Genomic DNA, 21,381 nt, shown 5'->3' on the forward strand with positions numbered 1-21,381 from the left:
GCCGTTCACCGTCCCAGCAGCCGGTCGATCTCGGCCAACTGCGCCGCAGTGAGCGGCCCCTTGGCGATGGCGCCGGCGTTCTGCTCGGCCTGGTCCACCGAACGGAAGCCCGGGATCGGGATCGTGCGCGGACTGCGGGCCCAGATCCAGCCGAGGGCGCCCTGCGCGAGGGTGCGGCCCTCGCTGGTGAGGACGGACCGGACGGCGTCGACGCGGGCGAGCCAGTCGGGGTCGGCGCCGGTGCCCTCGTCGCCGAAGCCCGGCAGCCACTCCGGCGGCCTGCTGCGGATGTCGCCGGCCTCCAGCCGGTCCTGGCGCCGGCCGGCCAGCAACCCCATCGCCAGCGGGCTGCGGTTGATGCTCGCGAGCTCCGACTCCGCGCACAGGGCGAGCATCTCGGGGGCGTCCTGGAACACGTTCAGGGCGTGCTGCACGGCCGCGCAGTGGGCGCCCTCGGCGAAGACGGCGGCGCGGGCCGGGTCGTCGGTGCTCCACGCGTAGGCGCGGATCAGCCCCTCCCCCACCAACTCCTCGCAGGCGTCCCGGAGCTGGGCGCCCTGGTCGGGGTGGGCGTCGGAGACGTGCAGCTGGTACAGGTCGACGTAGTCGGTGCCGAGCCGGGCGAGCGAGGCGGTGAGCGCCTCGCGGACGTGCTCCACGGAGGCGTCCTGGCCGAGGGCGGTGCGGGTGCCCTCGTCGAAGACGTTGCCCCACTTGGTGGCGACGGCCACGTCAGCGCGCCGCTTGCCGAGCGCGCGGCCCAGCACGCGCTCGCTGTGCCCGGCGCCGTAGGTGTCGGCGGTGTCGAAGAAGGTCACGCCGAGATCGAGGGCGCGGTGGATCGCCCGTACGGACTCCTCGTCGTCGACCTTGCCCCAGCCCAGGGGCTGTCCGTCCGGGGTGGACCACTCACCGCCGATCGCCCAGCAGCCGAAGCCGAGCGGGCTGACGTCGATACCGCTGCGTCCGAGGGTTCTGTTCGTCTCCATGCCCACAGACGCTAAGAGTTGGAGCGCGCGCGAGGACAAGCCCCCGTACGGACTCTTCTCAAAACCGCTAGGCCTGCCCGGTCTCGAAGCGGGAGATCCGGCCGTCGTCGCCGATCGTGAAGTTCCACCGGGTGCGCATCTCGCCCCACGTGTCGTTGCGGTAGTGGGCGAGGAGGGCGCGGCCGCCCTGGGACTCGTTGTCGACGTCCAGGTGGCCGTTGGAGGAGAAGATCTCCCGGTCGATCCACTCGGTGAGTTCGCGGTCGGAGCCGTCGTCCGACATGGTCGCGTTCTCCGCGAGGAGGGAGAGGAAGCCGTCGCGGTCGTGGGCGTTGACGGCGGCGACGAAGGCGCGGACGGCCGGATCGCTGAGTTTGGCTGGCTGAATCGTCATGGCAGCCAGACTCACACCACGCGCCCACGGCCGCCACCCGAACGGCGGCGCGGGCGGGTACGGGGGTGTGGGAGGTGCGACGGTGGAAACGCGGAGGGGACTGTTCCTGCTGCCTGTTCCGGGAGAAACCATGAGCTGTTACGACCGGCGTGATCTGGGGCTGCTGCTGCTCCGGCTGAGTACCGGCGGTGTGCTGGTGGCGCACGGCGCGCAGAAACTGTTCGGCTGGTTCGGCGGGCACGGGCTGGAGGGGACCGGCCAGTTCATGGAGTCCGTCGGCTATGCGCCGGGCCGGGCGAGCGCGACGGCGGCGGGCCTCGCGGAGACCGGCGGCGGCGCGCTGCTGGCGGTGGGACTCGCGACCCCGGCGGCGGGCGCGGCGGCGGCCGGCGCGATGGTGGGCGCGTCCGCTGTGCACGCCCCCAACGGTTTCTTCGCCATGGAGGGCGGCTACGAGTACGCCGCCTCCCTGGCCCTCGCCGCCACCGGCCTCGCGATCACGGGCCCCGGCCGGCTCTCCCTCGACCACGCGCTCGGCCACGTCCTGGACCGCGGCTGGATGGTCCCGGCGGCCCTCGGCGTGACGGCCGCCGCCACGGCCCTGGTCGTGGGCGCCAGGAACAAGCGGGTGCGGAAGGGGGAGCGGGACGAGCAGCAGGCGCTGTTCGAGGAGGAAGAGGCGCTGTTCAGGGAGTGACGCGGGTGGGCAGGCTGGCCGCATGACTGATCAGCCCGCTGCCTCCTCCGACCTCTGGCCCGCCATCGACGAACTGTGGACGTGGCTGGACGCCCACCGCCCCCACGACGGCCAGGAGGGTCTCCTGCTGCGCATGCTCAAGCTGTCGGAGGAGGTCGGCGAGGTCGCGGAGGCGGTGATCGGGGCGACGGGGCAGAACCCGCGCAAGGGGGTGACGCACACGTGGGAGGACGTGCAGGGGGAGCTCTGCGACGTGGTGATCACGGCACTGGTGGCTCTGCGCACGCTCACCCCTGACGCCCGGGAGGTGTTCATGGGGCATCTGGCCCGGGTCACGGACCGCTCACTGAACCGTGAGGCCCCGAAGGGGTAGCGCCGGCGGTTCCGGCGTCACCTCGCGACAGCGGCGGGCTTCTCCTCGACCGCGTCGGGTACGGCAGCCGGCGCGGACTTGACCCGGGGGCGGGCGAACCTGCGCATCAGCGGCTCCTCCACGCCCCTGTTCAGCAGCGAGGCCAGGCCCCACGACAGTGCGAAGGTGAACACCCAGAGACCGATCGCCTCGGCCGTGCCCCACGACTTCGTCGTACCGAGCGCCACATGGCCGAAGTTGAGCACCATCCAGTGCAGCAGGTAGAAGGCGAAGGCGAGTTCGCCGCCCCTGACGAACACTTTGCTGCGGAACGGCGACCAGGTGCCCTTGATGTCCGCGGTGGCCCCGGCCGCGACGACCAGAGCGATCGGCCCACTCGTCGCCGCGACGAAGCTCCAGGGCTCCGCGATGTTCGAGGCGAGGAGATAGCCGCCGAAGAGCAGGGTCATGGCCGCCCAGAGCGGCAGCCTGATCCACTTGCCGGTCATGACGATGCGGGCCATGACCATTCCGAGGACGAAGTCGAGCGCGCGCACCGGCGGTGCCATCTGGATGAACCAGACCCGGTAGGCCGGGATGGTGAAGTACATCGGCTTGGCGGGCAGGAGCTCGGCCACGAAGGGGACCGCCCAGGTACCGGCGACCAGGCCGGCGGCCCACCACCACAGGCGTTCGGGCCTCACGGCCACGACGGCGCGGAAAAAGAGCGGGAAGCAGAGGTAGAAGAAGGCCTCCGCGGCCAGCGACCAGCTCACGAAGTCCATGCTGAAGAACGTGTCGGAGCGCGGGAACCAGGAGTGGATCAGGAACAGGTTCGGCACCGCGCTCTGCCAGCGTATGGAGATGCCGAGCCAGACCATGAGGATCGCGGCGATCACCCAGGCGACGACGTGGTTGGGCACCACCTTGACGGCCCGGCGGCGCCAGAACCTGCGCGCCGGTTCACCGGGCTTGGCGATCAGCGTGAGGATGAACCCGCTCAGCACGAAGAAGAAGCCCACCTGCATGGGGCCCGCCTTGCCGAAGACCGTCATGTAGAGGTCGGCGGCCGACTTGTCGTGGAAGGGCATCTGGTAGGCGAAGTGGAAGACGAACACCAGGACCGCTGCGACGAACCGCATGCCGTCCAGGGAGGGCAGCCAGGCGGGGCGCGCACCGGCCGGCGGACTGCCCGCGGTGGTGGTCTGGGGACGTGCCATGAGGCATCAACTCCAAGGAGGTGGATACGAGAGGCACCGGAAACTGTGCTGCCGATGGCTTGAACGCTCCTTGAAATCCGATGGCGTTGGGGATTCCGGATCGGTGACCGCCACAGAGCGTGGGCATGCCGACGGCCGGGCCGCGGGAGGGGTGCGGCCCGGCCGGTCGGCCGGGGGGATCTCGGAGGGTCTCAGACGCTCTGCGGCAGCAGCACCACACGGCCCTGGTGGGCGCGGGACTCGATGATCTCGTGACCCTTGGCCGCCTCGTCGAGCGGAAGGCGGGCGTGTACCGCGGCCGTGAGGCGGCCGGACATCAGATGGGCCGTCAGCTCGGCCAGACCGTCCGAGTACTGCCGCGGATGCAGCCGCTGCCAGGCCGAGAGGGAGAAGCCGGTCACGTACTTCAGGCCGATCAGTTCCAGCAGCGGCACCTTCGGCACCTCGGTGCCCCCGCCCGCGGAGCCGTAGAAGACCAGCCGTCCACCGGGCGCGAGCAGACCGATGCCCGTCAGCAGGACGTCGCCACCGATGCTGTCCAGGATCAGGTCGACGCCTCGGCCTCCCGCGGCGGCCGCGACCTCCTCGGACCATCCGGGCCGCGTGTAGTCGACCACGGCGTCGGCGCCGAGGGAGCGGGCGAAGTCGAGCTTGGCCGGGGAACTCGCGGTCGCGATGACCCGGCCCGCGCCGGCCAACTTGGCCAGTTGCACGGCCAGATGGCCGATGCCGCCGGCCGCCGCGTGCACCAGGACGGTCTCCCCCGCCCTGAGCCGCCCGGTCGCGAGCGTGCCGACCGCGATGGGCCCGGCGCCCGGCAGCACCGTCGCCGCCGCCGCGTCGAGCCCGTCGGGGACCGGCACCAGGGTCGCCGCGTCGGCCAGCGCGTATTCGGCGTAGGCGCCCTGCATGAGGAAGGCGCCGACCCGGTCGCCTGCCTTGATGTGCTCCACCTGTGGGCCCACGGCGTCGACGGTGCCGACCACGTCGCCGCCCAGCACCACCGGGAGGGTCGGATTCCACATCGGGGCGGGGAAGCAGTCACGGCGCATCTGGGTCTGGGCGAAGCCCACACTGACGGCCTCGGTGGCGATCAGCACCTGTCCCGGGCCGGGTTCGGGGACATCGGCCGGGGCGACCTGCAGGACGTCGGGTGCGCCGTAGCGGGCGAGAGGGACGGCACGCATCTGATTGCTCCTCACGAGGGGACGGATCGTCCGGTTCACCAGGGGATGTGGCCGGTCTCGGACTGGAAGGTGGCGGTGGGCCCGTCGTCGTCGAGGACGGCGAGGCGGGTGACGGTCGCGGCGGCGTCCTCGGCGGTCCCGATGCCCTGGTGGCCGTTGAGGTCCGTGGCGACGTAGCCGGGCTCTGCGGCATTGACCTTGATGTTGTCGGCCTTCAGCGCGTGCGCGTACATGAGGGTGAGGGCGTTGAGGGCGGCCTTCGAGGAGTTGTACGCCAGCATCTGGAAGGGGGCGAGGCGTTCGGGCTCGGCCGAGTTCACGCCGAGGGAGCCGAGGCTGCTGGAGAGGTTGACGATCCTGCCCCGGCCGGAGCGGCGCAGCAGCGGGATCAGTGCGGAGGTGACCGCCGCGGTGCCGAAGACGTTGGTCTCGTACGTCTCCCGGAGCCGGTCGGCGGTGACCTCGGCGACCGGGATGCCGTGGTCGAGGAGGACGCCCGCGTTGTTGACGAGGATGTCCAGCTTGCCGAAGGTGCGGCCGATCCGGTCGGCGGCTGCCTTGACGCTGTCCTGGTCCGTGACGTCGAGGAGTACGGCGTGTGCGTCGATGCCCTCGGCGGCGAGTACGGCCACGGCGGTGGCCCCGCGGCCCTCGTCGCGTGCGCCTACCAGCACGGTGGCGCCGAGCGTGCCGAGTTTGCGGGCGGTCTGGAAGCCGATGCCCTTGTTGGCGCCCGTGATCAGGGCGACGGTGCCGGGGGGCAGGGTCGAGATGTCGTCCTTGCTCATCAACTGTGTCCTGTTCTGCGGGACTTGGGTGCTACGGAAGGTGGGGTTCAGCGGACGCGGACGCCGGTGAGCGGCTCGCCGGGGCGGCCCAGGTAGGTGATGTCGTGCCGGGCGACCAGGGCTTCGATCGCCGAGCGGTCGGGGGGTGTGCCCCGGCCGAGCAGCTCGGCGAGGCCCTCGAACATGGCCTCGCTGCCGCCGGGGGTGGAGATGCAGAGCATCCGGCTCACGCCGTCGCCGATGTTGCGGAAGCCGTGGCCGATGCCGCGCGGACCGTGGAGGAGGGTTCCGGGGCCGGCCTCGTGGATCCGGTCCCCGAGCTGGATCTCGTACGCGCCCTCGATGACGTAGAACGTCTCGTCCAGGCCCTCGTGCAGGTGCAGCGGCGGGCCGCCGCCCGGCGGAGTGCTGAGTTCGAAGAAGGAGAACAGCCCGCCGGTGTCTTCGGACCGCAGCAGGATCCGCCCTTCCTCCACGGTCCACCGAACCGGCGCGACCTCGTCGCGCACGATCACCTTGCCGGGCCTGACGGTCATTCTCGGCTCCCCTGCTCGCGCAGCCCTCTTGGGCTGTCGTCACGAGCGTGGGGCCGGCCGCTGGAGTCCGCCTCGAGTCCGGGCGGTCAGGCGCGCAGCAGTACCGCCTTCCCCCTGAACTCCCGTTTCGACCAGGCCTCGAAGACGTCCGGGGTGCGGGACCAGTCGTCCACTCTGCCGAGCACCGGCCGCAGCCGGCCGTCGGCGACCAGGGAGACGAGGATCGCGAGGTCTTCGCCCTTGGTCTCCTCCGGATGTTCGCTGATGAAGCCCTGCACCCGGGCGTTGTGGCCGCGCATCGCGAAGTCACGCAGGCGCAGTTCGGTCGGGCCGTTGTGGCCGCCGTAGACGACTGCGGTGCCCTCGGGGGCCAGCAGATGCACGGCGTCGGTGAGGAGGGGGCCCGCGACGCCGTCGAGGATGAGGTGGTACGGGCCAAGGGCCGGGTCGCGCAGGCAGGTGACCACCTCGTGGGCGCCCAACTCCCTTGCCTGCGCGGCCCGTTCGTCGCCGCTGACGTGTGCGGTGACCCTCGCTCCGGACAGCCGGGCGAGTTGCACGGCGAATTGGCCGACGCCGCCGGTGGCCCCGGTGACCAGGACCCGGCGCCCGAGCACGGCTCCGCCTGTCCGCAGCGCGCGCAGCGCCGTGAGGCCGGCGATGGGCAGTGTCGCGGCCTGCTCGAGACCGACCCGCTCGTCCAGCACGGCCGAGCGGTGCACGGGGACGGCGACCCGCTCGGCCCAGCCCTCCCAGTCGACCCGGGCCACCACCCGGGCGCCGGCCTGCGGACCGCTGCCGTCCGCCGCCGGTGCCAGGACGACCCCGGCGACATCCTGTCCCGGACGCCAGTTGTCCGGCCGTTCCTCGATCAGTTTCGTCTCACCGGGGTTGACGGCGTAGGCGCGTACGTCGAGGAGGAACTCCCCGGCACCGGGCCGCGGTTCGGGCAGGTCGTCGGCGAGCCGGAGACCCGCTCGCGCCGTTCGGTCGGTGATGAAGCCGCGCATCCGGGCCCTCCCTGTCGATGGTGCTCAGGCCGACGCCTCGGCCGCGACCGCCGGTGAACTGTCGGCCACGGCGAGGGGCTTGGGCGCGGGCCGGGTCAGCAGTGCGGTGAGCCCGGCCATCAGAACGATCAGCGCGAGGTTGATCCACATGACGGTCTCCGCCGCGGTGGCGAAGTCCGCGCGTCCGGTGGACCTGCCGAGCACGGAGAAGAACACGGTTCCGATCACGGCGAGGCCTGCCGTGCCGGCGAACTGCTGGGTCGTGTTCAGCATGCCGGAGGCGACGCCCGCCTGCTGCGGCCGGACTCCGCCGAGCGTGGCTCCGATGAGCAGCGGCAGCACCAGTGTGTTGCCGAACCCGAGCAGCGCCAGGCCGACGATCAGCCAGACGACCTTGATGCCGCCGCCCAGCGCCTGCAGCGCCGTACCGATGAAGACCATGCTGAGCGCGGAGACCGCGCAGCCGAGCAGCATCGCGCCACGGATACCGATCTTGGGCACCAGACGACGTCCCGCCACCGGGCCCGCCATGCCCAGTACGGCCATGGGCCCGAAGGCGAGGCCCGCCTGCAGGGCACTGAGGCCGAGGCCGGACTGCAGCAGCAGGCTCAGCACGAAGATGCCGCTGGTGAACGAGGCCATGAAGGCGACGTTGACGCCGAGGCCGAGGCTGAAGCTGCGGTTGCGGAACAGGGCGAGGTCGAGCAGCGGGTCGCCGCCGCGGCCGCCGAGCCGGCGCTCCCACAGGATCGCGGCGATGCCCAGCGGCACCGAGGCAGCAAGCGAGATCCAGGTCCACAGCGGCCAGTGCTGGGTCCGGCCGAGCACCATCGGGACCAGGGCCAGTGCGAGCGCTCCGGAGACGCCGACCACGCCCAGCGGGTCGAGTCCGGGGCGACGGCCGGTGCCGGCCTTGGGCAGCAGCCTCAGGGCGAAGGCGACGACGACCACGCCGACGGGCAGGTTGAGGAAGAAGATGACCCGCCAGCCGAGACCGAACACGTCCGCGCTGAGCAGCATGCCGCCGAGGACCTGGCCGCAGACGCCGGCCAGCCCGGCGACCACGCCGAACCAGGACAGCGCGCGCATGCGCTCCTCGCCGGGGAAGACCGAGGTGATCAGGGCGAGGACCTGCGGGACCATTCCGGCCGCGGTGAGCCCCTGCAGCAGTCGTGCCGCCACCAGCTCGCCGGGGCTCTGCGCGAGCCCGCACAGCACCGAGGCGAGGGTGAAGCTCGCCATCCCGATCAGGAACATCCGCCGGTGGCTGAGCAGGTCACCGAGCCGGCCGCCCAGGACGAGGCCTGCGGCGTAGGTGAAGGAGTAGCCGCCCACGATCAGTTCCAGCGTGGCCTCGCCGGCGTTCAGGTCGTGCTGGAGCGAGGGGATGGCGACGTTGATGACGTTGAGGTCGAAGCCGTACATGAAAGTCGCCGACAGGATGACCGGAAGCATCAGCCATCGGCGCGGATCTGGGGTGGTCATGGCGCCTCCAGGGAGGGTGACATTACGAGTTTCAAATACTTCGAAGAGGTCGATAGTTATCGAACTGTGCGACGATTATCGAAGAGTACGATGGATGTGGAACTCTGCGCAACGGTGAACTACGCTGGCCCGCATGAGTGATGAGGTCTTCCACCCGGCGGTCGAGGACCTGCCCCTGTCCAAGGTGCTCGGCGCGCTCGCCGATCCGGCCCGCCTCGCGATGGTCCGTGCCGTGGCCGCGGCCGACGGCGTGTCCTGCACCCGGCTGGGCCAGGACGCCGGTCTCGAGCTGAGCAAGTCGACGATGTCGCACCACCAGCGGATCCTTCGCGAGTCGGGGATCACGCTGACCCGGGTGCAGGGATCGCACCGGATCCTGCGGTTGCGGCGGCAGGAGCTGGACGCGCGGTTCCCCGGGTTGCTGAACGCCGTTCTGGAGGCGCCGGCCGAGCCGGTGCCCGTCCGGGCGGCCCGGCGTGAGGTGGCCAAGGCGCGGTAGGTCCTGCCGGGACCGGCGGTCGGGCGACCGCGAGGTCACGGTGACCGGGCGGCACAAGGACACCGGGCCCACTAGGGTGTCCCGTCCAGAACCGCTCCCGCATACCCCCGGGCCGCCGGTTCCCACTGGAGCACGGCATGCCCCGACGCCGCGTTCGCGTCCCGCCAGAACCGCTGGAAGTCTCCCGACTCGTTCTGGGCCCGGGTGCCGGCCGTGCGGGCCAGGCGGCCCACCGCGTCCAACAGGAGTTCCACCGCGAGGACGTGGTCGCGCTGGGCCCGGGCCGCGTTCAGCGGCGACGGCCGTCCCGCGTCGGCGTCCGCCGCGGCCCGTTCCAGGAGGAGACGCGCCGCGTCGATCTCACCGGCCGCACGGGCCAGGGTCAGCTCACTCGTGGCGTCCTGGCCGCCGGAGATCCGGTCGGCAGCGGGCGCAGCGAGCCGCTTCTGCGCGACCGCACCCGTCCAGCTGCGCAGCGCGCCCGTCGCCGCGCCGAGCACCGGTGCCGCGAAGGACAGGCCGCTCACGCTCTTCAGCGGCACGCGGTTGGCGTGCGCGTCCGAGGCGACGGGCTGTCCTGCGAGCAGGTCGGCACGGGCGAAGGTGTGCTCACGGGGGACGAAGGTGGGCTCCAGGGCGAGGGTGTCGCTGCCGGTGCCGCGCATGCCGACGGTGAACCAGGTCTCCTCGACGGTGTAGGCGGCCCGGGGCACGAGCAGGAAGCGGACCTCCTTGCCGCCGTCCGCCGCCGGCACCGGACAGCAGACAAGGGCGTGGTCGGAGGCGTGGATCCCGCTGAGGAACGCCCACTTGCCGTCGATCTCCCAACCGCCGTCCACGGCACGGGCGTTGCCGCCCGGCATCAGGGCGCCGACCACGAAGGCGTCGGGGCCGCCGGACCAGACGGCGCGCTGCCCCTCCTCGGGCAGGAAGCCGGCCATGCGGCCCAGGGTTGCGGCGATCGACGCGCACCAGGCGGCCGAGGCGTCACCGGCGGCCACGTCGGCCACCTCGCGCACGAACGTGCCGAAGGATGCCTCGGCACCGCCCCAGCGGGCGGGCACGAAGTGCCGGGCGAAGCCGGCGGCCCGGATCGTCTCCGTCACCTCCGGGCCGAGCCTGCGGTCGAGTTCGGCCTTCGCGGCATGCGCGGCCGCCAGCTCGCCGACCTCGCGCGCCGTCGGCGCCGGGCCGCGGGCGGGTGAGGCGTCGGACATCGGAAGTACCTCCTGCGGTCGGTGGACGACAAGCGGTCACCCAGCCTCGTCCGCACCGCTGGAGTTCTCCTCGAGCACGGCTGGCGCGGCCCCGCCCCACCCTTCTTCGAGTTGCCTTCGAGCCGTCGGGCCCAGCTTCGAAGCTGCCAACGGCGATTTCCCGTCGGCGGTGGGAGATTCCCGCCCGGCGCAGACGAAAGGAACGCAACGCGATGCTCTGCTCGACCGATGGCCGCACAGCGACCCGCGGCCGCACCCAGGGAGCCTCCGACGCTCCGGCCCGCCCGGCAGGTGTCCGATGAACCGGCGCGTGGTGATGACCGGGATCGGTGTGCGTGCTCCCGGCGGGACGGGCACCAAGGAGTTCTGGGACCTGCTGACCTCGGGCCGTACCGCGACCCGGCGGATCTCGTTCTTCGACCCCTCTCCGTTCCGCTCGCAGGTGGCGGCCGCAGTCGACTTCGCCCCGGAGCTGGAGGGCTTCACCCCGCGTGAAATACGGCGCATGGACCGGGCCACCCAGTTCGCCGTCGCCTGCACCCGGGACGCGGTGGCCGACTCGGGGCTCGAACTCGGAGCGGGCGACCCGCACCGTCTGGGCGTCAGCCTGGGCAGCGCGGTCGCGTCCGCCACCAGCCTGGAGAGCGAGTACCTGGTGATGTCGGACGCCGGCCGTCAGCCGGTGGTCGACCCCGCCTACCTGTCCCCGCACATGTTCGACTACCTCAGCCCCGGCATCATGCCGGCCGAGGTCGCCTGGTCCGTGGGCGCCGAGGGGCCGGTGACGATGGTGTCCGACGGCTGCACCTCGGGTCTTGACGCGGTCGGCCACGCGGTCCAGCTGATCCGCGAGGGCAGCGCCGACACGATGATCGCGGGTGCGACGGACACCCCGATCTCACCGATCGTGGTGGCCTGCTTCGACGCGATCAAGGCGACCACCACCTGGAACGACGACCCCGAGCACGCCTCCCGCCCCTTCGACAACTCCCGCAACGGCTTCGTCCTCGCGGAGGGTTCGGCGATGTTCGTCCTGGAGGAGTACGAGGCCGCGAAGGCCCGCGGCGCGCACATCTACGCCGAGGTCACGGGCTACGCGACCCGCTCGAACGCGTACCACATGACCGGTCTGAAGAAGGACGGCCGGGAAATGGCCGAGGCCATCCGCCGGGCGCTCGACGAGGCGCGTCTGGACCCCACCGCCATCGACTACATCAACGCGCACGGATCCGGCACCAAGCAGAACGACCGGCACGAGACCGCGGCCTTCAAGCGCAGCCTGGGCGACCACGCCTACCGGATCCCGGTCAGCTCCATCAAATCGATGGTCGGGCACTCGCTCGGCGCCATCGGCTCCATCGAGATCGCCGCCTGTGCGCTCGCCATCGAGCACAACGTGGTGCCCCCGACGGCCAACCTGCAGCAGGCGGACCCCGAGTGCGACCTCGACTACGTCCCGGTCACCGCGCGCGAACACCGTACGGACGCCGTGCTCACCGTCGGCAGCGGCTTCGGCGGGTTCCAGAGCGCGATGGTCCTCCAGCGACACCAGGAAGTGACGGCATGAGCAAGCGGACGGTCATCACCGGAATCGGGGTCGCGGCCCCGAACGGCCTCGGTACGGAGGCCTATTGGAAGTCGGTGCTCGCGGGCAGCAACGGCATAGCCGAGCTCGATCGCTTCGACACCGCCGGCTACGCCTCCCGGCTGGCGGGGCAGATCACCGGCTTCCACGTGGAGGACCACCTCCCGGACCGGCTGCACGCGCAGACCGACATCTCCACCCAGTTCGCGCTCGTCGCCGCCGAATGGGCCCTGACGGACGCCGGCATCGGCGGGGACAACACGCTCGCCGACTACAGCATGGGCGTGGTCACCTCGACCGCGCAGGGTGGATTCGCCTTCACCCACAACGAGTTCGACAAGCTGTGGAGCCGCGGGCCCGAATTCGTGAGCGTCTACGAATCGTTCGCCTGGTTCTACGCCGTCAACACCGGCCAGATCTCCATCCGCAACAAGATGCGGGGGCCGAGCGCCGCCCTGGTCAGCGAGCAGGCCGGCGGTCTCGACGCCCTCGGCCACGCCCGCCGCACCGTGCGCCGCGGCACGGAACTGGTGGTCTCCGGCGGCGTCGACTCGGCCCTGGACTCGTGGGGTTACGCCTCTCAGCTGGCCGGTGGTCTGGTCAGCACGGTGTCCGACCCGGCCCGCGCCTATCTGCCCTTCGACGCCGAGGCTTCCGGTCATGTGCCGGGCGAGGGCGGCGCGATCCTCATCGTCGAGGACGAGGAATCGGCCCGGGGGCGGGGTGCGGCGCATCTCTACGGCGAGGTGGCCGGCTACGCCTCGACCTTCGACCCGGCGCCCGGCTCGGGACGCCCGCCGGGCCTGCGGCGCGCCGTCGAACTCGCACTGACCGACGCGGGCCTGACCCCCGCGGACGTGGACGTCGTCTTCGCCGACGCCGCGGGCACCCTCGGCCAGGACCGGGCCGAGGCGGAGACGTTGCGGGAGGTCTTCGGCGCCCACGCCGTCCCGGTCACCGCACCCAAGGCGCTCACCGGCCGTCTCGCGGGCGGCGGCGGCCCGCTCGACGTCGCCACGGCTCTGCTCGCCCTCCGGGACGGCGTCGTCCCGCCGACCGCCCACACCACCGACGTGCCCGAGGAGTACGGCCTCGACCTCGTCACCGGCCAGGCTCGCGAGGTGCCGGTCCGTACGGCCCTGGTGCTCGCCCGCGGTCGCCGCGGCTTCAACTCGGCGCTCGTGGTCCGCGCGGCCTGAGTTCCCTCACCCACCTCAGCCACAACGCATCCACAGAGAAAGAGAGATCTTCATGACCGTCCAGACCGTCACCGGCCTGAACATCGACGACATTCGGCGGATCCTCATCGAGAGCGCGGGCTTCGACGGCGCACCCAACCCGGCCACCGACATCAGCGACGTCCCCTTCGAGGAGCTCGGCTACGACTCGCTCGCGCTGATGGAGAGCGCCGCGCGGATACAGCAGGAGTACGGCATCCGTATCCCCGATGACGAGATCACCGAGGTCGAGACGCCCCGCGCCCTGCTCGGCCTGGTCAACTCCGGGCTGTCGGCCGCCGTCTGACCCCGTCACCGCCTCCGGCTCCGGCTCCGGACTCCTGACATCCCCCGCAGGAGCCCGGAGCCGGCCTCACTTCCAGCGAAGACCTCTGCCGAGGAGCACAGTGTCATGACGCGACGTCAGCAGTACCGCACAGAACACACATTGATCGCCAACGCCCCGGCCCGTGCCCTCTACGGCCTGGTCGCCGACGTGACCCGCTGGCCGGCCGTCTTCGGGCCGAGCGTGCACGTGGACCTCATCGAGCACGACGAGCACGGTGAGCGTTTCGAGATCTGGGCCGTGGTCAACGGTGAGGTGGGCAGCTGGGTCTCCCGCCGCACCTTCGACGCCGACGCGCTGCGGGTCACCTTCGAACAGGAGCGCAGCCGCGCGCCGATCGCCTCCATGGGCGGCGAGTGGCTCTTCCGTGAGCTGGAGGAGGGCCGCACCGAAGTCGTCCTGCGCCACCACTTCACCGCGGTCGGCGACGACCCGGCCACGGTCGCCTGGATCACCGAGGCCCTGGACCGCAACAGCCCCGAGGAACTGGCCGCCCTCGGCCGGATCGCCGAGTCCGGCCACCTGGTCGACGACCTGGTCTTCTCGTTCACCGACACGGCCGGGCTGCCGGGCTCCGCCGCCGACGCGTACGACTTCGTGTACCAGGCCCAGCACTGGGCCGAGCGGCTGCCGCATGTGCGCCGGGTCCGGCTGAGCGAGCCCTCGGCCGGTGTGCAGGACCTGGAGATGGAGACGGTGACCTCGGACGGGTCGACGCACACGACGCGTTCGGTGCGGGTGTGCCGTGCGCAGGAGTGGATCGCGTACAAGCAGCGGGTCGCGCCGCGTCTGCTGCTCGGCCACAGCGGCCGGTGGGACTTCGCCGAGAGCCCCGAGGGGGGCGCCCTGGTCACCGCCACGCACACGGTCGCGATCAACCCGGCCGCCATCACCGAGGTGCTCGGCGAGGGCAGCACCCTGGCCGACGCACGCGCCTATCTGCGCGACGCCCTCGGCCGCAACAGCCTGGCGACTCTCATGCACGCCGGTGAGTACGCGCAGGCACGGCTGACGGTCGGTGTGGACTGACCGGGTCGCAGGCCCGAGCGAAAGGGCCGGGCGCCTCGTACGAGGCGCCCGGCCCTTCGCCGTCGCTCAGCCGTCCGCTCTCGACAGGTGCAACGCCTCTGCGGCGCAGCGCAGTTGCTCGACCCGTCCGGCGACATCCGTGGCCGTGGCCGAGACCATCACGCCCAGCGTCGTCGCCCCCGCGTCCGCGTAGGCCCGCATCCGGTGCGCGATCCGCCGCACCGGGCCCACGAGCGCCGTGGCGTCGACGAAGGCGGCCGGCACGGCGGCGGCCGCGGCGGCACGGTCGGCCGCCGCCAGATGCCGTCGTACCTGTGCCGCCTGCCGTGCGTGGCCGAGGTCGACGGCCAGCCGGTAGTGGCAGTTCGCCTCGGGGTCTCCGATGCCCAGGAGGTAGACGTAGTGGTCCCGCAGCAGATCGACCGCGGCGTCCAGGTCGTTCGCGACGGCGGTCGGCACACTGGGCAGCAGCTCGAAGCCCGTCAGGCCACGGCCGGTGCGGGCGCGGCCCGCCTCCAGCGCGCGCACCACGTCGGGGAGCGCGTCGACCGGGGTGAGCGCACCGAGCCAGCCGTCGGCGATCTCCCCGGCGAGACGCAGGGTTCGGGGGCCGGAGGCCGCCAGCAGGAGCGGGATCGGGGGGCCGCAGGGCTCGGTGCCGATCTGCAGGGGTACTCCCCTGTGCTGCGGTGTGCCCGGGAGGTTGTAGTGCCGGCCCTGGTGCTCGACCGGCTGTCCGGTCAGGGCGCGGCGTACGACGGTGACGTATTCGCGGGTGCGGGAGAGCGGGTCGGTGAAGGCGGCTCCGTACCAGCCGTCGGCCACCTGGGGGTTGGAGATCCCCAGACCGAGCCGGAACCTGCCGTCGCTGAGGGCGTCGAGGGTGGCCGCGGTCAGCGCGGTCAGGCCGGGGGGCCTGGCGGGCATCTGCATGACGGCCGAGCCCAGGCCGATACGACGCGTCGCCCCCGCCATGAGGCCGAGGACGCTGGGCGCGTCCGAACGCAGGCCTTCCGGGGCGAGGGCGAGGGCGTATCCGAAGTCCTCCGCGGCGCGGGCCAGCCGGCCCGCGCCCTGATATCCGAGGTTGGCGCCGAGTCGCACGGGCTATGTCCCGTCCGCTCGGCGGGGCGTGAGTGTCACAGGAGGTGGGCACCGCCGTCCACGCTCAGCACGGCGCCGGTCGTGTACGCGGCGGAGACGAGGCCGAACACCGCGTCGGCGACGTCCTCCGGTGCGCCGACCCGGCGCAGCGGGGTGGCCTGGCGTACGTGCTCGGCGATGGCGGTGAAGTCCTTGGTCCACGGGGTGTCGATGAGACCGGGGGCCACCGCGTTGACCCGTACCTGCGGGCCCAGCACGTTCGCCAGGAGCCGGGTGAGATGCTCGATGGCCGCCTTGCTGACGGCGTAGGGGATGCAGCTGCCGGCGGGGCGGCTGCCCGCGACCGAGGAGACGCTGACCACGACGGCGTCGCCGGCGGCCTTGAGGTGCGGCACGGCGGCCACGGTGGTCTGCCAGGTGCCGATCACGTTGAGGCCGAGGATCTCGCGCCAGATGTCGGCAGTGGCCGCTTCCAGATCGGCGTGTGGGATGAGACGGGTGGTGCCGGCGTTGTTGACCAGAATGTCGAGCCGCCCGTAGTGGTCGACGGCCTCCGCGACCAGGCGCCGGGCCTCGTCCTCCTCGGCGATGTCGGCCTGGATGTAGTGGGCGTCGGGCAGTTCGGCGGCGAGTTTCTCGCCCGCCTCCACCGAGCGGGCCGAGTTGATCACCACGCGGATGTTCTCGGCGGCCAGGCGGCGGGCGACGGCCTCACCGATGCCGGACGTGGAGCCGGTCACCAGGGCGACGCGTTTGACGGACATGCGGAGCAACTCCCTTGAGTAAGAGGTGTGTCAGACGGCTTCCGTGGTCACGCGCAGGCCGCGAGCCTCCAGGCGGACTCCCTGGCCGACTGGCCGGGCGGCGAACAGGGAGAAGCCGAAGCAGAGTTGGCGGGGCGTCACCAGCTCCTCCTCGCCGGGTACGTCCCACATGAGCAAGGAGTCGTGGAAGTCCTGGTGGCCGATGCTCGCCACGCTGAGGGCCTCGGTGCCGTCCAGCGTCCAGGTGACGGTGGAAGCGGATCGGTCCAGGGTCAGGGCGCACCGGTGGAAGCCGCCCGGGCGGACCCCGGCCAGCGGCACGGCACAGGAGAAGGCCCGGTGGGTGCGGCCGGCCACGGGCAGCCGCTCGTAGATCGCGTAGACCGCGCTTCCGGTGAGGGCGAAGTCGAAGACCATCCCGGTCTCGCGGTCGAAGCCGAGCAGGACTCCGGCGGCCAGGGCGACGTCACGCGCCGGGTCGGCCGCCGCTCCGTCCGCGGGGGACCCTCCGGTGCCGAAGGCGCGTACCGCCAACTCGGCCTCGGCGGTCAGCAGTCGGCCCGCCTCCGCGTCGAAGCCGAGCGCTCCCGAGCTCGCGGTGTCCCGCAGGGCCGCCGTCCAGCGCAGCAGTGCGCCGGGCGGCTCGGGCGCCGTGGGCCGGGCGAAGGCGGGCCGGCCCGTGCCCGGATGCAGGTCGGTGGGGATCACCGCGAAGCCGTCCGGCGTACGGTGGACGATGCCGTCGCCGTGCGGGAAGCCTCCCGCGGAGCGCAGCTCCCAAGGGGCGTCGTCGCCCGTGTGACGCAGGCCCGCCCGGAAGTCGTCCTCGAACAGGGTGTGCCGGCCGTAGCCGGCCGGTGCGAGAGTGTGCTGCTGCGTGATCATGACTTACCCCCTGTGGTCGCGCTGTCCCCAGCGGTGGCCTAGTAGTTGCCGAGTCCGCCGCACACGTTGAGGGCCTGGGCGGTCACCGCGGCGGCGTCGTCGCCGGCCAGGTACTCGACCATCGCGGCCACCTCGCGGGTGGCCACGTAGCGGCCCAGCGGGACGCGGGCGGTGATGCGGTCGTGGGTCTCCTGCTCGCTGACGCCCCAGATGCCGGCGTAGTGCTCGCGCACCCGCTCGGCCATCGGGGTCTCGACGAAGCCGGGGCAGACGGCGTTGACCGTGATGCCCGTGCGGGCGAGCTCCAGGCCGAGCGCCTTGGTGAAGCCCACGACACCGTGCTTGGAGGCGGAATAGGGCGCCGCGTGCACCACGCCCTGCTTGCCTCCGGTGGAGGCGATGTTGATGATGCGCCCGCGTCCCGCGGCGAGCATGCCGCCCGTGGTGAGGACTTCCTTCGTCATCAGGAAGACGCTGTTCAGGTTGGTGTTGATCACGTCGAACCACAGCTCGTCGTCGATCTCGGCGGTCGCGCCGCCGCCGCTGCGGCCGGCGTTGTTGACCAGGATGTCGACCGCTGCGAACCGGTCGACGGCCGCACGTACGAAGGCCCGGATCTGCTCGGGGCTCGCCACGTCGCAGACGGTGCCGTCCACGTCGTACCCCTTCTCCTGAAGGGATTTGACGGTGCTGGTGAGCTCCTCGGCGCGCCGGGCGCACAGGAAGACCCGCGCACCGAGCGAGGCGAGGCGCTCGGCGATCTCCAGTCCGATTCCGCTGGTCGCACCGGTCACCAGCGCCACCGGCGCCGCAGTCTGCGTCATCTCTCCTCCATGGTTCGTGCCTCGGACGGTTCTCTTCGAGACTCCGCACGTGTTCTGGAGCGCTCCTCGGGGCGGCCTTGAGCAGCGGTTTCGATCAGCGGGCTTCGAGCCTCGTTCGAGGCGGCCCGCGGATGGTGGGGCGGTCACAGTGCGCCTGGAACAGTCCGGAAACAGGAGAGTCAGATGACCCAGACCTTCGCGATGACCGACGTGTACTCGCTCGTGCAGCACTTCTACGCCCACCAGATGCAGGCCCTGGACAGCCTGCGCTTCGAGGACTACGCGGCCACCTTCACCGAGGACGGGACCTTCCAGCACTCCCCGCAGGCCGAGCCCGCCCGCACCCGGGCGGGGATCGTCGAGGAGCTGGTGGAGTTCCACAAGCGTTTCGACGGCGACCCGGTGCAGCGCCGCCACTGGTTCACCCACATCGCGCTCACCCCGCAGCCCGACGGCTCGGTGGCCTCCACCGTGTACGCGCTGGTCGTCACCGTTCGCCCGGGCGGCAAGCCGGAGATCGCGCCCAGCTGCGTGGTGCACGACGTCCTGGAGATCGACGAGGGCCAGGTGCTCACCCGTTCGCGGCTGGTGACCCACGACCAGATGTTCTGAGCAGGCGGCAACAGCGTGCCGGAGGCGAGAGGAGGGACGGCCATGCCGCCGTCGGCTGAACCGGCGGCCCGTGTGCGGGCCCTGGAGGAACTGCTCGGCGACCCGCGGGAGGCGACGAATCCGCTCGGACACGATGCCTTGCTGGAGGCCGACCGGCGGCGTGAACTGCCGGACGGCGGGGAGAAGTTGCTGACCGCGGCCGGACTGCATGAGGAGCTTGTGCCCACCGCGTTCGGCGGTCGGCTCGACCGCCTCGACGCGCCGGCCCGGCTGCTGCGCGCGGTCTTCCGACGGGACTTCTCGCTCGGGCTCGGCTTCGGCGCCGCCTCCCTCGTCGCCGCGGCCGCCGTGTGGGCCCATGGCACGCCTGGCCAACAGGCGCGCATCGCACGGCTGTTGCTGGACGGCGGCCGTATCTCGGTGATGTTCCACGACATCGCGCACGGCAACGACTTCAGCACCAGCAGCGTCACCGCCTTTCCCGACGGGGCGGGCGGCCTGCTGCTGCAGGGGCACAAGGCGGTGGTGACCAACGCGGACCGCGCCGACGCCCTGGTCGTGCTGGCCCGCACCGGTGCCGGCCGGGCGGGCGGCGCGCATTCGGCCGTTCTGGTCGAGCGCGCCCATGTGCCCGCCGGCACCGTGCGCGACCTTCCCCGCTACCGGGCCGAGGGAATCCGCGGCTGCCCGGTGGGCGGGATCGAGTTCGCGGCCTGCCCGGTACCGTCCCACGCCCTGCTCGGCACGGCGGGCGGCGGCACCGAGGTGATGCTGCGCTGTCTGCAGATCACCCGGCCGCTGATCCCGGCGATGGCGCTCGGCTGCGCCGACACCGCGCTGCGCACGGTGGTCGAACTGGCCGGGTCGGGCGGTGCGCACGGGGTGCGCTCCCTCGACGCCCGCTACACGCGCGGGGCCGTGGCGGGCGCCTTCCTGGACCTGCTGCTGTGCGACTGCCTGCTGCTCGCCGCGATCCGCTCGCTGCATCTGGCGCCGGGCGATTCGAGCATGGCGACGGCCACGGCCAAGTACCTGGTGCCGCGGGTGCTGCAGGAAGCCGCCGACGATCTCGCGGCGATCCTCGGACCCCGGGTGCACCGGGAGGAGGGCGTGTACGGCGTCTTCCGCAAGCAGCTGCGGGATCTCGCGGGCATGCCTCCGGGACACGCGGGTGCCGCGGCCAGTCTGGCCAGCCTGCTGCCGCAACTCCCCTCGCTGGCACGGCGGTCCTGGCCCGGCTCGGTCCCGTCGCCCGGGGGTCTCTTCCTCCCCGACGGCCCGCTTCCGCCATGGGACCCGGCCGCACTGGCCCTGGCCGCGCGCCGCGACCCGCTGGCGGCCGCGTTGCGCGACGGGCCGGACAGGCAGGGCCCGCGGCAGACGCCGCTCGGCACGCTCGTACGCCGGCTCGCGGACGAACTGGCCGCGCTCGGCGAGGAATGCAGGCGACTGCCCGAGGGCGAGCCCGGCCTGCTCGCCAACCCGCGCGGCTTCGCCCTCGCCGAGCGGTACACGCTGCTCGCGGCCGCCGGAGCGTGCATCGGCGTCTGGGGGTCCGGCGATCGTGCGGGCGACCCCGACCTGCTGCTGGGCGTGCTCGGCCGGATCTGCCTTCGGCTCGGGCTGCCCGTGCCCGCGGAGGCTGCCCACGGCGCCGATGCGGCGATGAGCGAGGTCCTGGCCCGCTGCGCGCAGGGCCGCACGCTCGACCTGTACGACGAACCACTGGCAGGAGGCACCGCGCCATGACCACCGCACCGCAGCACGAGACCTATCGCCCCGGCCCCGACCCGATGTTCGCGCCGGGACCGCACGCGCTTCTGCCCGGGCTGCGCAAGGCGCTGTCCGCCACCGGCTACGCCCTGGCGTGGGGGCGCCCGGCCGACTGGGCACCCGAACTCCCGGCCCTCGAAAGCCTGCTGGGCAGGGAGCTCGGCCGTTACGAGAGGATCGGCAGCCCGGAGCACCGACACCGTTTCGCGGCTTCACGGATGCTGCTCAAGCACGCGGCTGCCGCGGCCCTCGGCGCCGAGCCCGAACAGCTGGAGCTCGCCCGCAGACCGGGCGGGAGGCCGTACGTCCGGGGTTGCGATCAGCTGGAGGTGAGCCTCAGCCACACCGGGTGGATGCTCGTGGTCGCGGTGAGCCAGCTGGGCCTGGTCGGGGTGGACGTGGAGGCGACCGGGCGGCCCGTCCTCGGCAGCCCCGTGGAAGGTGACATCTGCATCCCACGAGAGGCGGAGGAGATCGGCCGGCTTCCGCTCGAACGTCGCAACTCGGCACTGGTGCGGCTGTGGACGCTGAAGGAGGCGTACAGCAAGGCGCTCGGGTTCGGGATGCGGCTGCCGTTCACCTCGTTCGGTTTCGAACCCGTCGGCGGCGAGGGCCCCGGCCGGCTGCTGCGCGCCGACGGGGTTCCGGTGGAGCAGGGCGAGTGGTCGTTCGAGTCGCACGTGCTGGACGGCCGGTACACGGCGAGCGCCGCGATCTCGCGCAGCGCCCTGGGCGCCACCCGTGACACGCAGGCGCACACGATGCTCGACGGCGAACTCGCGGCCACGGTGCTCGCCGCGGCCGCACATCATGCCGGACCGGAACCCGCCCCCGACGGGGCGGAGTCCGGTCCTGGGCGGTGAGGGCC

General features: G+C 72.2%; 23 protein-coding genes. 10 read left to right on the forward strand and 13 right to left on the reverse strand.

Annotation, left to right across the window (positions count from 1 at the left end; genetic code table 11):
• Window positions 1-5: 5 nt before the first annotated feature.
• Together ACGFYN_RS31695 and ACGFYN_RS31700 are read right to left on the reverse strand one after the other, a co-directional pair.
• Window positions 6-989, reverse strand: a complete 984-nt coding sequence (locus tag ACGFYN_RS31695) for an aldo/keto reductase (protein ID WP_393869345.1) — start codon at window positions 987-989, stop codon at window positions 6-8.
• 67 nt (window positions 990-1,056) lie between these two features.
• On the reverse strand, window positions 1,057-1,383 hold the full coding sequence (locus ACGFYN_RS31700) for a nuclear transport factor 2 family protein (protein WP_393869346.1): 327 nt from the start codon (window positions 1,381-1,383) through the stop codon (window positions 1,057-1,059).
• Between the two features lie 130 nt (window positions 1,384-1,513).
• Here ACGFYN_RS31700 and ACGFYN_RS31705 point away from each other — a divergent pair, with 130 nt between their 5' ends.
• Both ACGFYN_RS31705 and ACGFYN_RS31710 read left to right on the forward strand, forming a co-directional pair.
• Window positions 1,514-2,080: a DoxX family protein gene (locus ACGFYN_RS31705; RefSeq protein WP_393869347.1), complete on the forward strand. Its 567-nt coding sequence runs from the start codon at window positions 1,514-1,516 to the stop codon at window positions 2,078-2,080.
• Window positions 2,081-2,102: 22 nt separating this feature from the next.
• Window positions 2,103-2,453, forward strand: coding sequence for a MazG-like family protein (locus ACGFYN_RS31710; protein ID WP_393869348.1), 351 nt, complete (start codon window positions 2,103-2,105; stop codon window positions 2,451-2,453).
• A gap of 17 nt (window positions 2,454-2,470) precedes the next feature.
• Here the strand turns inward: ACGFYN_RS31710 and ACGFYN_RS31715 are convergent, their stop codons facing one another.
• The 6 genes from ACGFYN_RS31715 to ACGFYN_RS31740 all read right to left on the reverse strand — a co-directional run bounded on the left by ACGFYN_RS31715 (window position 2,471) and on the right by ACGFYN_RS31740 (window position 8,658).
• Window positions 2,471-3,652, reverse strand: coding sequence for an acyltransferase family protein (locus tag ACGFYN_RS31715; protein ID WP_393869349.1), 1,182 nt, complete (start codon window positions 3,650-3,652; stop codon window positions 2,471-2,473).
• 191 nt (window positions 3,653-3,843) lie between these two features.
• Window positions 3,844-4,839 carry a zinc-binding alcohol dehydrogenase family protein gene (locus ACGFYN_RS31720; RefSeq protein WP_393869350.1) on the reverse strand — a complete coding sequence of 332 codons (996 nt, stop codon included), beginning with the start codon at window positions 4,837-4,839 and terminating at the stop codon, window positions 3,844-3,846.
• Between the two features lie 35 nt (window positions 4,840-4,874).
• Complete coding sequence (locus ACGFYN_RS31725) at window positions 4,875-5,627, reverse strand: SDR family oxidoreductase (RefSeq protein ID WP_393869351.1); 753 nt, start codon at window positions 5,625-5,627, stop codon at window positions 4,875-4,877.
• A gap of 47 nt (window positions 5,628-5,674) precedes the next feature.
• Window positions 5,675-6,163 carry a cupin domain-containing protein gene (locus ACGFYN_RS31730; protein ID WP_393869352.1) on the reverse strand — a complete coding sequence of 163 codons (489 nt, stop codon included), beginning with the start codon at window positions 6,161-6,163 and terminating at the stop codon, window positions 5,675-5,677.
• Window positions 6,164-6,249: 86 nt separating this feature from the next.
• The gene (locus ACGFYN_RS31735; protein WP_393869353.1) at window positions 6,250-7,173 is read right to left on the reverse strand and encodes a zinc-binding dehydrogenase; all 924 of its coding nucleotides are present in this window, start codon (window positions 7,171-7,173) and stop codon (window positions 6,250-6,252) included.
• A gap of 24 nt (window positions 7,174-7,197) precedes the next feature.
• Window positions 7,198-8,658, reverse strand: a complete 1,461-nt coding sequence (locus ACGFYN_RS31740; RefSeq protein WP_393869354.1) for an MFS transporter — start codon at window positions 8,656-8,658, stop codon at window positions 7,198-7,200.
• A gap of 133 nt (window positions 8,659-8,791) precedes the next feature.
• On the opposite strand from ACGFYN_RS31740, the gene ACGFYN_RS31745 reads away from it, so the two are divergent.
• Complete coding sequence (locus ACGFYN_RS31745; protein WP_393869355.1) at window positions 8,792-9,157, forward strand: ArsR/SmtB family transcription factor; 366 nt, start codon at window positions 8,792-8,794, stop codon at window positions 9,155-9,157.
• 71 nt (window positions 9,158-9,228) lie between these two features.
• Here ACGFYN_RS31745 and ACGFYN_RS31750 read toward each other — a convergent pair whose 3' ends face one another.
• Entirely contained in the window at window positions 9,229-10,374 is a 1,146-nt protein-coding gene (locus ACGFYN_RS31750) for an acyl-CoA dehydrogenase family protein (RefSeq protein WP_393869356.1), read from the reverse strand.
• A gap of 298 nt (window positions 10,375-10,672) precedes the next feature.
• Between ACGFYN_RS31750 and ACGFYN_RS31755 the strand changes: the two genes are divergently transcribed.
• From ACGFYN_RS31755 to ACGFYN_RS31770, 4 genes are all read left to right on the forward strand, one after another.
• Window positions 10,673-11,941 (forward strand): beta-ketoacyl-[acyl-carrier-protein] synthase family protein, encoded by a 1,269-nt coding sequence (locus ACGFYN_RS31755; RefSeq protein ID WP_393869357.1) that lies wholly within the window; start codon window positions 10,673-10,675, stop codon window positions 11,939-11,941.
• Window positions 11,938-13,158, forward strand: a complete 1,221-nt coding sequence (locus ACGFYN_RS31760; RefSeq protein WP_393869358.1) for a ketosynthase chain-length factor — start codon at window positions 11,938-11,940, stop codon at window positions 13,156-13,158. Before ACGFYN_RS31755 ends, ACGFYN_RS31760 begins: the two co-directional genes overlap by 4 nt.
• Window positions 13,159-13,210: 52 nt before the next feature.
• Window positions 13,211-13,483, forward strand: coding sequence for an acyl carrier protein (locus tag ACGFYN_RS31765; RefSeq protein WP_393869359.1), 273 nt, complete (start codon window positions 13,211-13,213; stop codon window positions 13,481-13,483).
• 105 nt (window positions 13,484-13,588) lie between these two features.
• The gene (locus ACGFYN_RS31770; RefSeq protein WP_393869360.1) at window positions 13,589-14,551 is read left to right on the forward strand and encodes an aromatase/cyclase; all 963 of its coding nucleotides are present in this window, start codon (window positions 13,589-13,591) and stop codon (window positions 14,549-14,551) included.
• A 66-nt stretch (window positions 14,552-14,617) separates the two neighbouring features.
• Here the strand turns inward: ACGFYN_RS31770 and ACGFYN_RS31775 are convergent, their stop codons facing one another.
• The 4 genes from ACGFYN_RS31775 to fabG are packed head-to-tail and all read right to left on the reverse strand — an operon-like array spanning window position 14,618 to window position 18,128.
• The gene (locus ACGFYN_RS31775; protein ID WP_393869361.1) at window positions 14,618-15,655 is read right to left on the reverse strand and encodes an LLM class flavin-dependent oxidoreductase; all 1,038 of its coding nucleotides are present in this window, start codon (window positions 15,653-15,655) and stop codon (window positions 14,618-14,620) included.
• A 35-nt stretch (window positions 15,656-15,690) separates the two neighbouring features.
• Window positions 15,691-16,419 (reverse strand): SDR family NAD(P)-dependent oxidoreductase, encoded by a 729-nt coding sequence (locus tag ACGFYN_RS31780; RefSeq protein ID WP_393869362.1) that lies wholly within the window; start codon window positions 16,417-16,419, stop codon window positions 15,691-15,693.
• A gap of 30 nt (window positions 16,420-16,449) precedes the next feature.
• Window positions 16,450-17,304: a DUF6081 family protein gene (locus ACGFYN_RS31785; RefSeq protein ID WP_393869363.1), complete on the reverse strand. Its 855-nt coding sequence runs from the start codon at window positions 17,302-17,304 to the stop codon at window positions 16,450-16,452.
• Window positions 17,305-17,342: 38 nt separating this feature from the next.
• Window positions 17,343-18,128: a 3-oxoacyl-ACP reductase FabG gene (gene fabG / locus ACGFYN_RS31790; protein WP_393869364.1), complete on the reverse strand. Its 786-nt coding sequence runs from the start codon at window positions 18,126-18,128 to the stop codon at window positions 17,343-17,345.
• A 183-nt stretch (window positions 18,129-18,311) separates the two neighbouring features.
• Here fabG and ACGFYN_RS31795 point away from each other — a divergent pair, with 183 nt between their 5' ends.
• Genes ACGFYN_RS31795 through ACGFYN_RS31805 form a run of 3 tightly spaced genes read left to right on the forward strand, consistent with a single transcriptional unit; the run spans window position 18,312 to window position 21,376 of the window.
• On the forward strand, window positions 18,312-18,740 hold the full coding sequence (locus tag ACGFYN_RS31795; RefSeq protein ID WP_393869365.1) for a nuclear transport factor 2 family protein: 429 nt from the start codon (window positions 18,312-18,314) through the stop codon (window positions 18,738-18,740).
• Window positions 18,741-18,782: 42 nt separating this feature from the next.
• Window positions 18,783-20,489: an acyl-CoA dehydrogenase gene (locus ACGFYN_RS31800; RefSeq protein ID WP_393869366.1), complete on the forward strand. Its 1,707-nt coding sequence runs from the start codon at window positions 18,783-18,785 to the stop codon at window positions 20,487-20,489.
• Window positions 20,486-21,376: a 4'-phosphopantetheinyl transferase family protein gene (locus ACGFYN_RS31805; protein ID WP_393869367.1), complete on the forward strand. Its 891-nt coding sequence runs from the start codon at window positions 20,486-20,488 to the stop codon at window positions 21,374-21,376. Before ACGFYN_RS31800 ends, ACGFYN_RS31805 begins: the two co-directional genes overlap by 4 nt.
• The last annotated feature ends 5 nt before the right edge of the window (window positions 21,377-21,381 follow it).

The sequence above is a fragment of the Streptomyces sp. NPDC048419 genome, assembly GCF_043200415.1.
Lineage (GTDB): Bacteria > Actinomycetota > Actinomycetes > Streptomycetales > Streptomycetaceae > Streptomyces.

Bases quoted from the DNA above. Each gene is read 5' to 3' on its own strand.
- ACGFYN_RS31695 (WP_393869345.1), bottom strand. From the start codon at position 989: ATGGAGACGAACAGAACCCTCGGACGCAGCGGTATCGACGTCAGCCCG.
- ACGFYN_RS31700 (WP_393869346.1), bottom strand. From the start codon at position 1,383: ATGACGATTCAGCCAGCCAAACTCAGCGATCCGGCCGTCCGCGCCTTC.
- ACGFYN_RS31705 (WP_393869347.1), top strand. From the start codon at position 1,514: ATGAGCTGTTACGACCGGCGTGATCTGGGGCTGCTGCTGCTCCGGCTG.
- ACGFYN_RS31710 (WP_393869348.1), top strand. From the start codon at position 2,103: ATGACTGATCAGCCCGCTGCCTCCTCCGACCTCTGGCCCGCCATCGAC.
- ACGFYN_RS31715 (WP_393869349.1), bottom strand. From the start codon at position 3,652: ATGGCACGTCCCCAGACCACCACCGCGGGCAGTCCGCCGGCCGGTGCG.
- ACGFYN_RS31720 (WP_393869350.1), bottom strand. From the start codon at position 4,839: ATGCGTGCCGTCCCTCTCGCCCGCTACGGCGCACCCGACGTCCTGCAG.
- ACGFYN_RS31725 (WP_393869351.1), bottom strand. From the start codon at position 5,627: ATGAGCAAGGACGACATCTCGACCCTGCCCCCCGGCACCGTCGCCCTG.
- ACGFYN_RS31730 (WP_393869352.1), bottom strand. From the start codon at position 6,163: ATGACCGTCAGGCCCGGCAAGGTGATCGTGCGCGACGAGGTCGCGCCG.
- ACGFYN_RS31735 (WP_393869353.1), bottom strand. From the start codon at position 7,173: ATGCGCGGCTTCATCACCGACCGAACGGCGCGAGCGGGTCTCCGGCTC.
- ACGFYN_RS31740 (WP_393869354.1), bottom strand. From the start codon at position 8,658: ATGACCACCCCAGATCCGCGCCGATGGCTGATGCTTCCGGTCATCCTG.
- ACGFYN_RS31745 (WP_393869355.1), top strand. From the start codon at position 8,792: ATGAGTGATGAGGTCTTCCACCCGGCGGTCGAGGACCTGCCCCTGTCC.
- ACGFYN_RS31750 (WP_393869356.1), bottom strand. From the start codon at position 10,374: ATGTCCGACGCCTCACCCGCCCGCGGCCCGGCGCCGACGGCGCGCGAG.
- ACGFYN_RS31755 (WP_393869357.1), top strand. From the start codon at position 10,673: ATGAACCGGCGCGTGGTGATGACCGGGATCGGTGTGCGTGCTCCCGGC.
- ACGFYN_RS31760 (WP_393869358.1), top strand. From the start codon at position 11,938: ATGAGCAAGCGGACGGTCATCACCGGAATCGGGGTCGCGGCCCCGAAC.
- ACGFYN_RS31765 (WP_393869359.1), top strand. From the start codon at position 13,211: ATGACCGTCCAGACCGTCACCGGCCTGAACATCGACGACATTCGGCGG.
- ACGFYN_RS31770 (WP_393869360.1), top strand. From the start codon at position 13,589: ATGACGCGACGTCAGCAGTACCGCACAGAACACACATTGATCGCCAAC.
- ACGFYN_RS31780 (WP_393869362.1), bottom strand. From the start codon at position 16,419: ATGTCCGTCAAACGCGTCGCCCTGGTGACCGGCTCCACGTCCGGCATC.
- ACGFYN_RS31785 (WP_393869363.1), bottom strand. From the start codon at position 17,304: ATGATCACGCAGCAGCACACTCTCGCACCGGCCGGCTACGGCCGGCAC.
- fabG (WP_393869364.1), bottom strand. From the start codon at position 18,128: ATGACGCAGACTGCGGCGCCGGTGGCGCTGGTGACCGGTGCGACCAGC.
- ACGFYN_RS31795 (WP_393869365.1), top strand. From the start codon at position 18,312: ATGACCCAGACCTTCGCGATGACCGACGTGTACTCGCTCGTGCAGCAC.
- ACGFYN_RS31800 (WP_393869366.1), top strand. From the start codon at position 18,783: ATGCCGCCGTCGGCTGAACCGGCGGCCCGTGTGCGGGCCCTGGAGGAA.
- ACGFYN_RS31805 (WP_393869367.1), top strand. From the start codon at position 20,486: ATGACCACCGCACCGCAGCACGAGACCTATCGCCCCGGCCCCGACCCG.